Origin of the sequence: Pectobacterium versatile, from assembly GCF_020166435.1 — a bacterium.
GTDB classification, from domain to species: Bacteria; Pseudomonadota; Gammaproteobacteria; order Enterobacterales; family Enterobacteriaceae; genus Pectobacterium; species Pectobacterium versatile.
Genome location: NZ_JAINZP010000028.1, coordinates 38,677 through 53,324, shown reverse-complemented (window position 1 = coordinate 53,324; position 14,648 = coordinate 38,677). Strand labels below are relative to the sequence as shown.

The 14,648-nt window shown below is 44.5% G+C and carries 11 protein-coding genes and 1 pseudogene; 1 reads left to right on the top strand and 11 read right to left on the bottom strand.

What is annotated here, in order from left to right; translation table 11 throughout:
* The 7 genes from K7X24_RS20285 to K7X24_RS20255 all read right to left on the bottom strand — a co-directional run bounded on the left by K7X24_RS20285 (position 1) and on the right by K7X24_RS20255 (position 10,114).
* Complete coding sequence (locus K7X24_RS20285; protein ID WP_224558090.1) at positions 1 to 387, bottom strand: hypothetical protein; 387 nt, start codon at positions 385 to 387, stop codon at positions 1 to 3.
* 395 nt (positions 388 to 782) lie between these two features.
* Positions 783 to 1,574: an NPP1 family protein gene (locus K7X24_RS20280; protein ID WP_224558089.1), complete on the bottom strand. Its 792-nt coding sequence runs from the start codon at positions 1,572 to 1,574 to the stop codon at positions 783 to 785.
* Between the two features lie 643 nt (positions 1,575 to 2,217).
* On the bottom strand, positions 2,218 to 4,125 hold the full coding sequence (locus K7X24_RS20275) for a hypothetical protein (protein ID WP_224558088.1): 1,908 nt from the start codon (positions 4,123 to 4,125) through the stop codon (positions 2,218 to 2,220).
* 168 nt (positions 4,126 to 4,293) lie between these two features.
* Positions 4,294 to 5,397, bottom strand: a complete 1,104-nt coding sequence (locus K7X24_RS20270) for a tryptophan 7-halogenase (RefSeq protein WP_224558087.1) — start codon at positions 5,395 to 5,397, stop codon at positions 4,294 to 4,296.
* Positions 5,370 to 7,760: a LodA/GoxA family CTQ-dependent oxidase gene (locus K7X24_RS20265; protein ID WP_224558086.1), complete on the bottom strand. Its 2,391-nt coding sequence runs from the start codon at positions 7,758 to 7,760 to the stop codon at positions 5,370 to 5,372. Before K7X24_RS20265 ends, K7X24_RS20270 begins: the two co-directional genes overlap by 28 nt.
* 1,197 nt (positions 7,761 to 8,957) lie before the next feature.
* Positions 8,958 to 9,719 carry a hypothetical protein gene (locus K7X24_RS20260; RefSeq protein WP_224558085.1) on the bottom strand — a complete coding sequence of 254 codons (762 nt, stop codon included), beginning with the start codon at positions 9,717 to 9,719 and terminating at the stop codon, positions 8,958 to 8,960.
* Positions 9,720 to 9,847: 128 nt separating this feature from the next.
* Positions 9,848 to 10,114 (bottom strand): hypothetical protein, encoded by a 267-nt coding sequence (locus tag K7X24_RS20255; RefSeq protein WP_224558084.1) that lies wholly within the window; start codon positions 10,112 to 10,114, stop codon positions 9,848 to 9,850.
* Between the two features lie 526 nt (positions 10,115 to 10,640).
* Between K7X24_RS20255 and K7X24_RS20250 the strand changes: the two genes are divergently transcribed.
* Complete coding sequence (locus K7X24_RS20250) at positions 10,641 to 11,180, top strand: hypothetical protein (protein ID WP_224558083.1); 540 nt, start codon at positions 10,641 to 10,643, stop codon at positions 11,178 to 11,180.
* Between the two features lie 104 nt (positions 11,181 to 11,284).
* Here K7X24_RS20250 and K7X24_RS20245 read toward each other — a convergent pair.
* The 4 genes and pseudogenes from K7X24_RS20245 to K7X24_RS20230 all read right to left on the bottom strand — a co-directional run.
* Positions 11,285 to 11,545: pseudogene (locus K7X24_RS20245) on the bottom strand (alpha/beta hydrolase); the annotation flags it as partial.
* 97 nt (positions 11,546 to 11,642) lie between these two features.
* On the bottom strand, positions 11,643 to 13,025 hold the full coding sequence (gene dbpA / locus K7X24_RS20240) for an ATP-dependent RNA helicase DbpA (RefSeq protein ID WP_103160341.1): 1,383 nt from the start codon (positions 13,023 to 13,025) through the stop codon (positions 11,643 to 11,645).
* Between the two features lie 120 nt (positions 13,026 to 13,145).
* Positions 13,146 to 13,880, bottom strand: coding sequence for a molybdate ABC transporter substrate-binding protein (locus tag K7X24_RS20235; protein WP_224558082.1), 735 nt, complete (start codon positions 13,878 to 13,880; stop codon positions 13,146 to 13,148).
* A complete protein-coding gene (locus tag K7X24_RS20230; RefSeq protein ID WP_224558081.1) occupies positions 13,877 to 14,647 on the bottom strand; it encodes an ABC transporter ATP-binding protein in 771 nt (256 codons plus the stop codon). The genes K7X24_RS20235 and K7X24_RS20230 overlap by 4 nt, the downstream gene beginning before the upstream one ends.
* Between the last annotated feature and the right edge of the window lies 1 nt (position 14,648).

Here is a 14,648-nt window from a genome sequence, read left to right as displayed (position 1 = left end):
TCAGTCATACACTTTCGGGTATGGACCAAAGCCGGTTTCTTCCGTTAACACGCCACCGCCTTTAACTGCCGGCGTACGGCCTGCCATGCTGACCTGCTCAAGGAGCTGCTCCTGATTCAGGTGAAATTCCTTAATCAGGAGATCCTGTTCGGCTTTAGTCACCGCCCGGCTCTCAGATAGTTTCAGGACAGGTTTTGCCGTTTCAGGAATATCAAGGGTGGTCACGTTGATGCCAATCGGGTTAAGAACAGCATTCACCGCTTCAACGCCTTTCACATCCGGGCGACCATCGCTGAATTTTAGGGAAACCACGTCATTCGCAAACGCATTAACAGACGCGACAGATGCCAGGGCTGCGGCCAGTAAAGCAATTTTAGTCAGTTTCATTCTGTACTCCTCGTTTAGGTGTTGAGTCCAGTGTAGAGATCTGACATATTTACTGAAATAGCATTGTAATTAAGACATAATTTACTGGAAGTGTTTTATATATCACGCAGGATTGGCTACTTAAGTACGCGGCCTGCCGACAGAAACTGAATACTAATCATAAATATCGCCACGCTCTTCGAAAGAAATATAGCCAGCAGTTAATCTCATGCCCTGAGTATTCACTAGCAGACGTGGAGCACCTACTGGCTCGAAAGAAAGTGGCTATCATCAGATGTGAAAACAACTGCGGACTTCCGCTCTTCGCTCAAAGCAGCCTGTCAAATTATCACTGCCTAAAAAACAGGCTTAACGTGGGATAATTTCCGTTTTCCAAGCGGACCCCTTATTGGTGATTATTTCGAAGCCGTTAAGCTGGCAGCTGTAAATTCTGGATAGCCGGCAGGTCGGCCATTATTCAGGTTCGTCAGGAAATTACTGTCTTTTAGGGGAATCGAGGCTGAACCATAGTCAAACGCATTTAACTGGTTACGCAACTCTTCATTGCTGATACCGTCACCTGACATCGCGTACCAGCTGACAATATCTGGCGTCACAAAGTTGCCGTAGGGGTTTTCTGCCTGTTCATTCGTTTTGGCAAACCGGAAAGCGTGCGTTAACACTCCATCTTTGTGATACACAAATTTTAAGTGACCGCCCTGCTTATCGATATTCACTGCCGCTTCCGTCGTCAGTTTGCCGTGTGCGCTGAAGCTACCGTGCGTCACCACGCCGTTTTTCGTCCAGATTGCAACGTGCTCCCAATCGTGCCGATGACCCGTTTTCAAACCACCTAGCACCTGATCTTTTAAGAAATAGAGCGAATAAAAGCTGCCGCAGTAGCGAGCACCATCACGATCGATACAGGTATAACGATGGAGCGTATTCGACATATCTAAGAATGTAGTCCACCGGCATCCGGCGGTGAGATTTCCTGTCGGTTTCAAACCGCCGTTTTGTATTCCGCTGCGGCTAAACCCCGCGCTGGGCAAACAGCTATCGCTATCGAAATCAAAGATGGGGGCAATCGCAACCGCATTAATACCTGACGGTAGCGCTTGATCCAATTTAGGGAAATTATCCGCATGCGCAAAAAAAGCGACACAAAATATGGATGTCGCCATAATCGTTTTCTTTCCTGAAAGCATTTTCACTCCTTTAGCAAAAAATAGCCCCTTCTGGGCTTATAACATTAGTAGACACAGAAAAACAAAAACAGTGTTTATAAAAAATGAAGACAGGGTTATTTTTAACAAAAAATAAGGAAAAGTGAAAATCTTTTATTTTTAATAATAAAAAAAAATATATTTACCTGTAAAATAATTCATGGAATTTATATAGAAAAACCATAGCAGAGTAGAGATTAATGAAAATAATCATTATCTTTAATTCAGTCCTGCCGCACTGTATGAGCGAGTATCGTTTCCTCGGTATAAATGTTGAAATGGTAAGTTAGATATCAAACCCATAAAAATGTAGATCTGATTAAATTTAAAATCGGTCTTTATAAAAATTTTTCATTAATTGATTTTTATAACATTTAATTAATGCATTATGTTTTATACCTAATGCTATTTATGATGAGTGTAATTGGTAGAAATCTTTCATTGACATTAGCATTTATATACTTCGTCATACTTCAAGTTGCATGTAAGTTGGCTGGTCAAATTCGTTCTCGCCGAATTTGACCAGCCCTTGCCGAATTACGAAGCCCATAATGAGCCTCAATCTAAAGGGCCAACGCTTTGCGTTGTTCAAAACGTTAACGTTTTCCCCTGAAACTCGAATGATTTAGGATATAATATTCCACTCAGCTCCTGTTGATTTAATATTAATTGCTTTATCTTTTGCCAAGATAAATGATGAAGCTCCAAGATTTCCTGCTTTCAAATCCACGAAAACCTCAACATTATCATTTGCCATGTTACATATTTTTAATGTCTTATTTTTATTGGAATTAATTGCTTTTGGCACATGAACTTCGCTAGCCCAGCTAGAATTCATTATATTTATTACAATGGTATCATAAAATCTAAAAAGATCACTGATTTCATTTTGAGTGATATTCTCCCCATTTATGACATCAAAGTTCGTACTAGCATCAACTATTGGAACTTCTGGATAAGAAATAACAAAATTATCCATTTGGAAAATTTTAATTTTGTTTGTGTAATGGAATGTCAGCAACGAAATGGTTTCTTCCCCCCTAGCTTCTATATATACTACGGCGTTTTCTTCTGATATTATAACCTGATCGGCAACAAGTTTCGCATTAGCACCTGGGCTATCAAATGCCTTGATTGTCAACTGACCTTTGTCTTCTGTTGAAAAAGAATTCGAAACTAATCCAAATTTAATATTTTTAGCCGAATTTTTTTCTAATAAAATTCGCAAAATCCCCACATTTTTAATGTTATTGTTAACTTGAACAATCATTCCACTCAAGACGCCATTGATGTCATTTTCTGCTTTTAACACCTGCACGGTCTGAGGACTCATATCGCGAGTACTGATAGTCAATTCCCCGAAATGTGAAAAGCTGAATTCAGGAATAATCGTCTCCGCATACCCTTGAAAATTTTCAACAATGTTACCTGTTGTTCCCACTGCCCAAGGTGTTTGTAATGTTGGGCGAAAAGAGCTATAAACAGGCATTTCCTGAAGTCGTGGCTGGTTGGGTTCACCAATTGCTTGGCCATTGACATTTCTTCGAACCTGAGCAGACGAACGGTAAATCACTTTTCGTGCTTCAGCAATACTCCCTAGAGGGATCATTTCCGGCAATGTTCGCCAGATATTAAAAGACAGTGATTCTCCGTAATCAGCCTGTCCTCTGGCCACAATATTTTGTTTTGGGAAAGTGAGAGTCGCAACCTTCATCGGTATAGCCTCATTTTCTTTCCATAGACTACGAGCACTGCTAACAGATTGCGTAGCATTTTTCGTTCTCAATTGAACATAAAAATTTAGCCTGGCTTCTCCGTTCATCAGCCGTTCTTGCATGTCCCTCGCCAGATAGTCAGGTGCGTCATATTCTGGAGGGTTGTTGGGGTTTGCAACTGATTGAACGGCAAGTTTGAACTTACAAAAATCATTTTCTCCAAATTTAAACGGGACACAGCTCCATAGTGGCTCTGTCAACACACTTTCAACAGTCCGGCTTTCCATTTCGTCAAGAATTTTAGCTGCCTCAGGATTTGCTTCAAGCCATGCAATCAAGGCTCCACTCATTGCTGCGGCTTTGAAATCAACCATTTCCTCTGCATAGGCAGCAAAAAACACTTGCGTGTTTTGCAAAATGAAGTCAAGAGTAGTTGCATTGGCGTCTTCTTCAAGTGCTTTTTTACCCGGCACGCCAAAAAGCTTAATGCCAATGCCCATGGTGGTATTTTTATCTGGATTGTTTTGATTCGTATCACTTGAATAACGTACCCAAGCTTTATATTCAGCTCCAGGCTTAAAAATACCTACTCGATATCTTTCCTGAAGGTCATTTTCCACTCTAAAAATACCGTGTGCAACACCATGCTGTTTGGAGAAAGCAGCTCTCTTTGCTGGGGTCTGTTTTAGGTTAACAATACGACCAACCTGTGTTTCATCGACAAACATCCGACGAATTTCCTCAGATGCTGAACTATTCCGAAGTTCAACTGAACGTGAAGCTTCGTTTTTAGATTCATCAGAAGGATTTTCACTCATGCTTACACCTCATTATATATCATGAAAGTTATGAAAATTATTTTTTATAAATAACCAGGTAAAATTAACAATAAAAACAACCCATCTGCTGAATAAATAAATCATGCATTATTTTATTATCATGAAAATTCACAGCATAGATAACATAATTAATTTATCAAAAAATCATTATAACCTTTCACTCTGATGCGCTTTCCAAAAGGGTTTTTCTACCCATCGTTTTTCTTGCTGATAATAACGACTGACTTCATCCCGAAAAGCAGCACGTATAGACGCAATACGGTCACCATATTGAACAAGTAAAGAACGATCATTATTAACTAAGACAGCTTGAACAGCTTCTGCGCCACGCAGTCCAGTATAAATTGCGTTATATATTCCCTGAGAAGACAACGGATCCAATGAAAGTGCTGCATCTCCAACGGCTATCCAGCGTGAGCCAAAAACATTATGAAGATAGCTTGCTGTTGCATCGATTATCTGCAACCTACTTGAGGACGTCAGTTCTGGAGGACACCAATGCTGTACATGTGTCGTACTCTGCAATACAGACGTAAAACTCTGCTTTTCACGCCACATGTTTTTTGCCTCACTCGGCAGCGTGAAGAAGGCTACAACCCTGTGTCCATCAGGTAATCCTGCGGTATACCACCATCCTGTTGGGGCCGCTTCAACAACGCTTCGTGTATCAACATTGCCATTACTGCACCATGTATACAGTGCAAATAAAGGTGGATCTTTCAGCCTTGAGTTACCTAACGTACTTGCGATGGTACCTGATTTACCACTGGCATCAATGACCCAATTTGCAGTAATTGTCTGTTCGCCGACCTGAGCTTTCATGCCATCATGAGTTTCGGAGAGAGAGGATAGGCGCGCATTAACTATCAACGCGCCGGCGTCTTCAGCCGCATCTCGAAGATTTTGGTCGAAGCGCTGCCGATCAAGATGCCATCCACAACCATATGGATCGCGAATGAAATCTGTCGCGGTCAACTGCTCTCCACCCCAGCAGGATAAATTTCCGCTATTCGTAAGTGGCGCACTTTTTTCAACCCAGGGGATTAACCCCAGACGGTGAAGCATAGGCCGGGCTGCACCCGGCAAACTTTCTCCTATTTTTTGTCGAGTAATATTGACGTTATCCAATAATACAACTCGAATTCCCGCAAGAGACAACAAACGGGATGCAACGGAGCCAGCTGGCCCCGCCCCTATAACGAGTACATCACATGTTACAGGTATTATCGTGTGCGACGGAATTTTTCCCATTCTTCTTCAGTCCATCCCATTTGTTTCAGTAACGCCGCTTTGTGATCAACAGTAGCTCCATCAACACGTGCGCTAAAAGCCGAAGCAGCGGCATGAAGTGGCGGCATACCTGGCTTGAGTTGCTCAACAAACATGTGATCAAACCACCATGTGAATATAGGTGGGATAGGCCGACGTTGTACGATACCTAATTCATCGAAGCGGTCGATGGTGGCTTGCATTACAGATTCATTACTCAAACCTTCCAGTAAAAATGCACGCTGCCAGTAGTCACGATGGTTAAATGCATTGGTTCGATCTTCTACGCTTACTGCGTCATTTAAGAGGTAGTTATAGGTTTCTTCACTAAGCACTTCATTTGGCACTTTGGCAGGCCAGAAAGAGGGTAAGTAAGGGTGGAATTCTTTGTCATAACCTGAACGGCACCGAGCCGTGTCTCCTTGCCATGGCATTGCCATCCAGCGCGTCAAATCACCAGCACCCTGAGCGTGCAGAGGGCCATCAGCAGCCAGAGCTTGTTCTGGTGTCAGAACATCACCATAATCCTTTTCCTGCTCATGAGGTCTACGCCGTTTAATACGCATGAATTCGCTATAAAGTGAAGCATGACGCATATTCCAGGTCAGTTCACATCCTGGATGAAATGCATCTGCGCAGCAATAAGATAGTGGGCCCTCATCCAGAGTGGCTGGTCGTTCTGCGACCGGCAGTTTATCCACGGGTTGGGCATAGGCAGCATGGGGGAAAGCACCTGGGCTTAAAGACTCGTCGTACACGAGATCGTCCACAAAATCCGACAATACAAAATTGGCAAGATGTTCATAGCTATGTGGTGATACAGGAAGCAACCCTCCGACATCTTTAAATGGTATAGAATCAAGTCCATCGCCATACAATTGAGGCCACTTCAACTCATTCCCACCGTCAAAACTTACATCATCCGGCGAGCGAAATTTCGCGTAAACGTCAAAACGTTTGAAATAACAATCCGGTTTACGTAATGACGTTAATAACCCCGCATTGATCTCAAATGAACCTTCAAGGCCAAATATTTGTGCAAAACCCACATTGACCCATTGCAGATTGGCAAGATTCAGCAACAGTGGCAAAATATCCTTGGTATAGGACGTTTTTTTTCTAGGTGAAACCAGGCCAGCTTCAATTGACGTCGCTTTGATCATATCGTAGAGCGAACGAAATGGAACAATGCCTGGTGCGTAATCTGGCGGCCCAATAATTACCCAGGCATCGGTTACTGGTATATTTTTTCCTTTTATGCTGACTTGAGCCGACACGGGACCATCCGAAATGTCATCGTACCAGTCAACTGAATTATTAAAATTTTCCTCTTTTCCTTGAGCATTAATAACCAACAGAGGTGCACCACTCGGTGATGCTGCTTTACCATGTCCACCCAGAACCAATAAGCGCCCCTGTGCGTCAGTGCGTAGTTCTCCAAGATTTACCGGCACACCTTTAAAGTTACCGTCATCAAATTGAACACCATCACTGTTCGTGCCACTAATGGTTTTAACCGAAGGTCTTATTTCAAGACTTTTACGCTGCGCCCCAGCGATTAGCGGGTTGCGACGTTTAACCGGTCTTGCTTCAGGTATGTCCATCGCTAAATCAAATTGGTACCAGGCTGATTTCTTATTTGCGAGTTCAACGCCCCACTTGATATCTGCAATATCTGGGGTCAACTCTGCAATTGCTACACCTTGCTTATTGTAACCATAGACTCTAAATCGAGCGGCTTGGCGTTTAATTGCGCCAGTGCTATCTCGTGTTGCGCCAAACGCTGGCGGTGGCTCGTTTGCATACTCAGGGCCAATATAAAATTCATTTTGACTATTTCCCACTCGCCCTACACCAATTCCTGGATGAATTTTGGCGTAAGCGATCTCGTCCAATGTTCGATTGCCAGAAATAGCCAAATCCAACTCTTCTGGTTCTGCGGCATCGCAAGTATCCACGCTCAGCTCTTTAGTTGCGGGGACAGGGTAGACAAGAGTGCGTAATTCCAATGTGAGAGAAGTGAAAGTTTGATGAGATCCAACTTGGTGAAATGAATACCATATTTTAATGTAGTGATCGTGCTTATCTTTTATTTTAGCCAGAGGAATAGTGTACACATATTCTTTTCCTGCCAAATTTTTAGTTATGGGGAGGGGATAACTTTTCCCCTTTTGTCCCTCTGTAAGGCCAACCCAATTGATAGTTAGTAGATCATAGTGTTTAAGATTCGCAAATGCTGGAACAACGACAGTTACTTGTTTATCTTTAAGAAGAATACCACCATTAATTGCTTCTTTAACTATTGGCGCTGGTATTCTCTTAGGTATGGAATTGTTTGAACTCATAAAATATCTCCGTAAATTTTCAGGTTGATTTCTATTTTTAAATCCTAATCAGATAATTATAAATTGCTTACAGTGAATGAATTAATATCTTTCCATTCAAAACTATCCCTTTACTATCTTGATAGTAAAATCAAAGTAAAATGTGAAAAATAACCGATGATTTACATTCAATAACTAAAAAAAAAACACAAAAATAACCAAACAATCTAATTAGCCATTAACTAGTTAATGTGGTTTTTTTAGATAATAATATTATATAATAGATTCCCCCATAAACAGCCCATCATAAAATTAATTTCTCTCACGCATAGGCATTCTTAGGGTTTTATAATTATTACGTTCCCATAAATTAATTAGTTATATAAAAATATAACGTTAATCGTAAAAATCGCATCAACCAATACTGTTACGCATGCAATTATTTCGTGGCAGGCTACTTTAATTTTAAAAAACCATCACTAAATTGAGTTTATATATTTTAATTTTACTCTTTAGAGTTAGTTAATTTAAAAAATAGCGTCTACTAACACTATCGGTTTAGAAGATGTTATAACATTAGTTAATTAGGGTGTTTTTATCTAATTAAAACAGAGTCTAGTAGAACACAGTATTATTGGCAATAAAATAAAAAACATCCCCCATCACAAAAGAACAACTCATTGTAGTAACTGGGGATTTATATTATCAATCAGTAAAATGACCTATAGAGAAGGTTTATTTACAATTCGATAAAATTTATCGCCCGTAGTAACACTTACAAATAATGGCCTTATTAAATTCATACTTTAACTAATTATTTATTATTTAATAATTATTTTTCTATCGATAGAGATTCGTACGTTTTACGTTAGAATAAGCGCTCTATGAGCAGAGGGCAAAGGTACACAGAGACTCGGAAAGCACGGCATATATGGTACTGTTCAATTGAGCCGAGTTGGGTGAACAGCATGAAAGCAAAAAGACAACATAGCGTGTAAGCGATAATATGCAGGGTGATCAGAAGGTTTTTGTAGTAAGGTTATCTTTGGCAGGTTTATCAACAAAAATGAAATCCCGCCCTGTAACATCGATAGACAAAAAATAAATAAATATATTTACTTAGCCTGCGAAATAATTTTCGAACTATACATAAAATCCTAGCAAGGTAGGATTTCAGATGAATCATCATTATCTCTGATTCAGGCCTAAGGCTGCCGATTATTCACTGGCCACATCATAATGCTGGTTTACCGTATCAAAACGATATTCCAGTAGAATATCACCTCTACCGTGGGAATAGCAGTTCAGCGTGATGCTGTGATTATCTACACCGTTCTCAATATTCATATAAATTGGCGTCATGAAAAAACCAAACTGGCATTGCTGAAAATCAGGCTTGAGAAGTTGATCGACGTTGCCGCTCTTCTTGTTGATTGCCTTGATTCCCTCAACGACTATCCCCATATCGCTGTTTTGGTACACTCCAACGAAACTATGAGTCGCCGTTTGCCCCCAGAAAGGAATGTCAACCTGCCCTTCTAGCTTTGCGGGCTGCTCGCGATCGTCAAAAGATGCCACGCGCCGCAAGCTAACATCATAACGTGCTTTTCCGTTTGACCACTCGCCACGGAGTTCTTCCCCTACCTGGGCTAATTTAAAGGGACAGTGCGTCATATCGATGCCGGACTTAACGCCCTGAACGATGTATTTATCGTAGTCCTGGGGGGTATGGATTTCGCAGATCTCAAGCGACGTTTCCGAGAGCCGTCCATACAAAGGAATTGGCGCTCGGTATTTATCGTAAAAGTAGCTCCCAAGAAGATTTTTATCTTGGTCCGAGCTGTATTTCTGCAATGAAAAATGTACCGGATAAGGCCCTATATGACCTTCATAATTGCTCACAACATACCAACCAGCATGCACTTCACATGTTGCCGTCCACAGTCCACAGGCTATTAAGGTTGATACCGCTAATTTCATACATTCACCTTGTCTACCCGTCATATTTCAAACCGCATGTGCGTTGGTTTTCTACCACTCGCGCTATTTAGTGTGTCAATCATGAAGCTGAATTGCTCAAAGATGGCGCACGGCCTCAACATATGAGGCTAATAATGATGGCAGCAGGGGCAAATTTCCACCACAGAAACCGTCATCGCTGCTACGTCCTGGCAATCCCACTCAACACGGACAGGCTGATCTTCAGGCCCTGAGTGGTGCAAATACTTAGTGACTGGGCTTTCCGTCATACCAGTAATCGCCTCAGTCGCGATCAGATCGTCACCGACAAACACGCGGGCTGTCGCCTGTGAAGCTTCACGCGCTTCGCCTGATTGCCGATACAAATAGTTAACAGTCAGTTTAATACTGGGCATAGCGCTTCTTAACAGGACAAAGATAAGGAAAGCAGTGTATCGCGTTCTCCCACACTTGTAGAGCACATGCATAGTAAGTAGTTTCACTGAATCATGCTAATGCTATGATCATTTTCTATTTTTTAAAAATTAAGATGTTTGGTCACATAAAATCGCACGATTGGTAATCAAAAAGTTAAATTTTATGCCTTTTGGATATTAATGAAGCAAAAAAAATAGCCGATACCCTTTGTGATAGGGTGTTTTTTTAATGCAATTGCATTTTGCATAAATAGTGTTTGGCATAAATACTGTTTTAGATTAACCGTGTTCTGACTGAACCATTTCTTTAACGTCATCATGTTGAATAATAGGAAATTATACTCAGCAGATTGATGCCTCTTCCAAGGAAGATAATTAACCTGTTTGTGTTGGTGACCTGCATTTCAACGATTGTGGCATTAACGTATGTGGTTTAACACACTGAAGTAACTCACTGGTAAAAAACCATTACCAGCATTAAATAGATATAAGAAGGAGTTATACTGTGGTGATTCCAGATATTCAACTCGTGAATACGACTACCCCAGCGACCATGCCCCCTATTGGCGCGGCCGCCAACCCGACTGTCGTGGCAGCCATCAGTTCGGGGAATAAAACCGATACATCAACGAACTCCGACTCTCAAAATATGCCGAGCTCAAACGAGAGCACGAAGGTCACGCTGTCTTCTCAAAAGAAACGTGCTACTGAAGAAAAAGATGCCCCTCCACCTGAGCAGATTAAGACACAGCAGAAAGCCGCCACCGAATACTCACTGGCAATGACGGGTATTCCTTTGTACAACGGCAAGCTCATTTCCGTGGTTAAATACCCAGATGGTAATTCTGAAATGTTTGATGCCTTTACAGGGCAACGCATCACACAAGAAGATCTGGCACTCATGGGAGCGCTTCATAGTTCTGGTGGCGAACAGGTATTACATTTTGAGAGCAAAACGTCATATAGCAATTTGTCTGCTGCCGAGGTTTATCAGCAGATTCAGGAAATGCTGCATGGTTCAGGCGATCAAGAAGAGCTGGCTTAATAAAAAATAGATGCCAAGACAACTCTATTCATTGTCCTGGCATTAAAGAAAAATATAACGTTATCTTAATAATGTAATATGACTACTTGATGGAAACTGTCCGATTAACGAGTATCAATGAACGCCTCTGAAAACTCAGTTAATCTTGTCAGACCATATTCCCAGGGACCAAATCCCGCTTCTGCATTAATGTACCCTGCTTCACCAACATCAACCCGTTCACTGTCCCACGCATGCACCCAGTATTGGGCGCGAGTGAAGCTCATTAACGGATCGTTATGACTGGCAAATGTCAGCGTCGGAACCGACAGCGGTGCAGCCTGAATACGATCGTCAATCTCAAAGCGCATCGGTTCGGCAGGCGCGCCACTAGCATTCCCTTTCTTTGGCGTATAGAACACATCGTTCCTATGGCTTTGCTCGCGTTTGTCATCCTACCCAGCCTGATATATCAGGCACCGATTACTTTAACAATCTGGCCTTGCAGCTTTTTCCTTTGATTTTACCTTTCTGGAGCTGCTGCAACGCACGTTTGGCGCTGGCTTTACGGATTGCCACATAGGCATGCATCGGAAACATATCAATTTTCCCCACTTCCGCTGCCGTTAACCCTGCATCGCCGGTTAACGCACCGAGGATATCGCCGGGACGGATTTTGGCTTTTCTGCCACCATCAATGCACAGCGTCATCATCTCAGGTTCGAGCGCAACCTCGCCACTGCGGCTAATCTCATCCGACGGTGTCCATTTAATGCGCATACCGAGATAATCTTCAATCAGATTAGCTCGGTTCATTTCCTGTGGTGTACACAGACTCACCGCCAGACCCTTCGTACCCGCGCGGCCCGTTCTGCCAATGCGGTGAACGTGAACTTCAGGGTCGAAAGCCAGCTCAAAATTCACCACCAGCTCCAGCTCTTTGATATCGAGGCCGCGAGCCGCAACGTCGGTTGCCACCAGGACACGGCAACTACGGTTAGCAAAACGCACCAGAACCTGATCGCGATCGCGCTGCTCCAGATCGCCATGCAGCGCGGATACGCTAATCCCACGCATGTCCAGCGCGTCAAATACGCTCTGGCAATCACGCTTCGTGTTACAGAACACCACGCAGGACGCAGGCTGATAATGGCCCAAAATGGCAATCAACAGCGGCAGGCGCTGATCTTTCGTTGTCTCATAGAAACGTTGTTCAATAGCCGACTCTTCTACACCGTCTGCAACCTCGAAACGTTGCGGTTGACGCTGAACGCGTGCGCTGATCTGTTCGATCTCTTCCGGATAGGTAGCGGAAAATAACAGGGTTTGACGATCGGACGGCGTGTAGGAAATCACATCATCAATCGCATCAGTAAAGCCCATGTCCAGCATGCGATCCGCTTCGTCCAGCACCAGCACTTTCAGGCTATCCAGAGACAGCGACTGCTTGCGTAAATGGTCCTGAATACGTCCCGGCGTCCCGACGACAATATGCGGGGCGTGAACCAGCGAATCGAGCTGCTGACCCATCGGTTGGCCGCCGCACAGTGTCAGAATTTTAATGTTTTGTGCAAAACGCGCCAGACGACGCAGCTCTTTGCTGACCTGATCGGCCAGCTCACGCGTCGGGCACAGCACCAGCGCCTGCGTGGTAAAGTCGCTCACGACAATGCGATCCAGCAGCCCAATGCCAAATGCCGCCGTTTTGCCGCTACCGGTTTTCGCCTTGGCCCGCACGTCTGCACCGCTCAGAACGGCTGGCAACGTTGCCGCCTGGACTGGCGTCATGTCGGTATAGCCCAGTTCATTAAGATTAGATAACTGCTCTGCGGGCAGCGCGAGGGAAGAAAAAGAGGTTGTACTCACAGTGATTACTCTACCAAGGACGAGATAACGGAAGGTGACGCCGTGCTAAAAAGCGGCGCAGATATGCCGCAATCATAGCAGAGTTCGTCATCATTGACCGATTTACCTCCCGTTCTGCGACTAAAACAGCGAGGCAAATCCTTTGCTCACCAGAAAGCCTTGTCCTTCAGGTGATAAAAGATAGTTTGCCAGCAGCCGCGCTTCACGCCGGGCAGGCTTCATAACAGCCAGCATGTACTCGGCATCAATACGATAGGGATCGGGTAAATGAACCACATGCAGATCCGGTTGATTGAGCAGTAACGGAAGATAGCTGGCGTAGCCAACGTGCATATCGCTCTGCCCGGTCCGAATCAGGTAACTTCCCGCCGTCATACCTGCTGGGATGGCATGGTCAAGCGCTCCACCCACCAGCGGTTTCGCTTTGTCGCGCAGTTGATTTCCCCATCCCCGATGCAGACGTTCGATGCGATCAAAGAATTGAAATGCATAATCCCCACCGGGATCGCTGCCGGGCGTTGAGGTTGACAGCACAAAACGCGGGTCGCGCAGCGCCATCAGCCAGGATTGCGTGGTCAGTTCCGGTACGTTACGCATCACAATACACAGGTGGTTGCGCGTAAATACGGTGGTTTCCTCCGCCAGTCCCAGCGCTTTCAAGCGTAAAGGGTGCGCGCAATTCGCCGAGGCGAAAATATCCACCACATCGCCGTGCATCATTTTTTCACTCAGCAGCCCCGCCGGGCCGAAAGTCGGCATCACGTCTATCGCATAACGTTCGCTGAACGTCGCCAGCAGCGGAGCAAATGCAAGGCGCAGGCTGCCAGCCGCATACAGGCGAAGGGGATCGGTCATAGTGGCTCCGTCATAGTCAATATCGGTATCAGCGCATAATACGGCTGCGGCGCGATGTCCACGCAGACCTGCCGCATCGGAATGCCGTATAACCGCGACAGGTTATCCTCCGTCACAACCTCATCACAGAGGCCATAAAGATAGTGCTGATTATCCATCAGAAGCAGCGCTCGATCGGCAATGGCCAGCGCGTGAGAGGGATCGTGCGTGGTCAGAAGAATGCTCAAGTGCTGCGTTTTAGCCAGATGCTTCAATAACCGCAGCACCTGCGCCTGGTTTTGCACATCAAGCGCCGCCGTCGGTTCGTCCAGAATCAACACCTGACACTCCGAGGCCAACGCACGCGCGATTAGCACGAGCTGTCGCTGCCCGCCGGACAACGCACTAAATTCACATTCAGCAAGGGATGCGATTCCCAGCATGGTCAGTGCATTCTGAGCCACGGTGATGTCATGCGCAGAAGGCATGGCGAACAGCCGGACACGCGCCGCACGCCCCATCAGCACTATATCCAGAACGCTATAAGAAAACGGCGGCGTAAATATCTGCGGCACAAAGCCAATGTGTCCATCGCGCTGGATCGTCCCGGAAAGCGGCGACAAATGCCCCATCAGCGTATTCAAAAGCGTCGTTTTCCCTCTGCCGTTCGCGCCCAGAATCGCCGTAATTTCCCCTTCCTGACAGCGCAAATTCAGCGGTGAAAAAAAGCCCTGTCCCCGCGGGTAGCCGTACACCAGTTCTTTCGTTGATAGCCTGATGGTCGGCATG

Coding starts and splice junctions, on each gene's coding strand:
- K7X24_RS20285 (WP_224558090.1), bottom strand. CDS start 387: ATGAAACTGACTAAAATTGCTTTACTGGCCGCAGCCCTGGCATCTGTC.
- K7X24_RS20280 (WP_224558089.1), bottom strand. CDS start 1,574: ATGCTTTCAGGAAAGAAAACGATTATGGCGACATCCATATTTTGTGTC.
- K7X24_RS20275 (WP_224558088.1), bottom strand. CDS start 4,125: ATGAGTGAAAATCCTTCTGATGAATCTAAAAACGAAGCTTCACGTTCA.
- K7X24_RS20270 (WP_224558087.1), bottom strand. CDS start 5,397: ATGGGAAAAATTCCGTCGCACACGATAATACCTGTAACATGTGATGTA.
- K7X24_RS20265 (WP_224558086.1), bottom strand. CDS start 7,760: ATGAGTTCAAACAATTCCATACCTAAGAGAATACCAGCGCCAATAGTT.
- K7X24_RS20260 (WP_224558085.1), bottom strand. CDS start 9,719: ATGAAATTAGCGGTATCAACCTTAATAGCCTGTGGACTGTGGACGGCA.
- K7X24_RS20255 (WP_224558084.1), bottom strand. CDS start 10,114: ATGCCCAGTATTAAACTGACTGTTAACTATTTGTATCGGCAATCAGGC.
- K7X24_RS20235 (WP_224558082.1), bottom strand. CDS start 13,880: ATGACCGATCCCCTTCGCCTGTATGCGGCTGGCAGCCTGCGCCTTGCA.
- K7X24_RS20230 (WP_224558081.1), bottom strand. CDS start 14,647: ATGCCGACCATCAGGCTATCAACGAAAGAACTGGTGTACGGCTACCCG.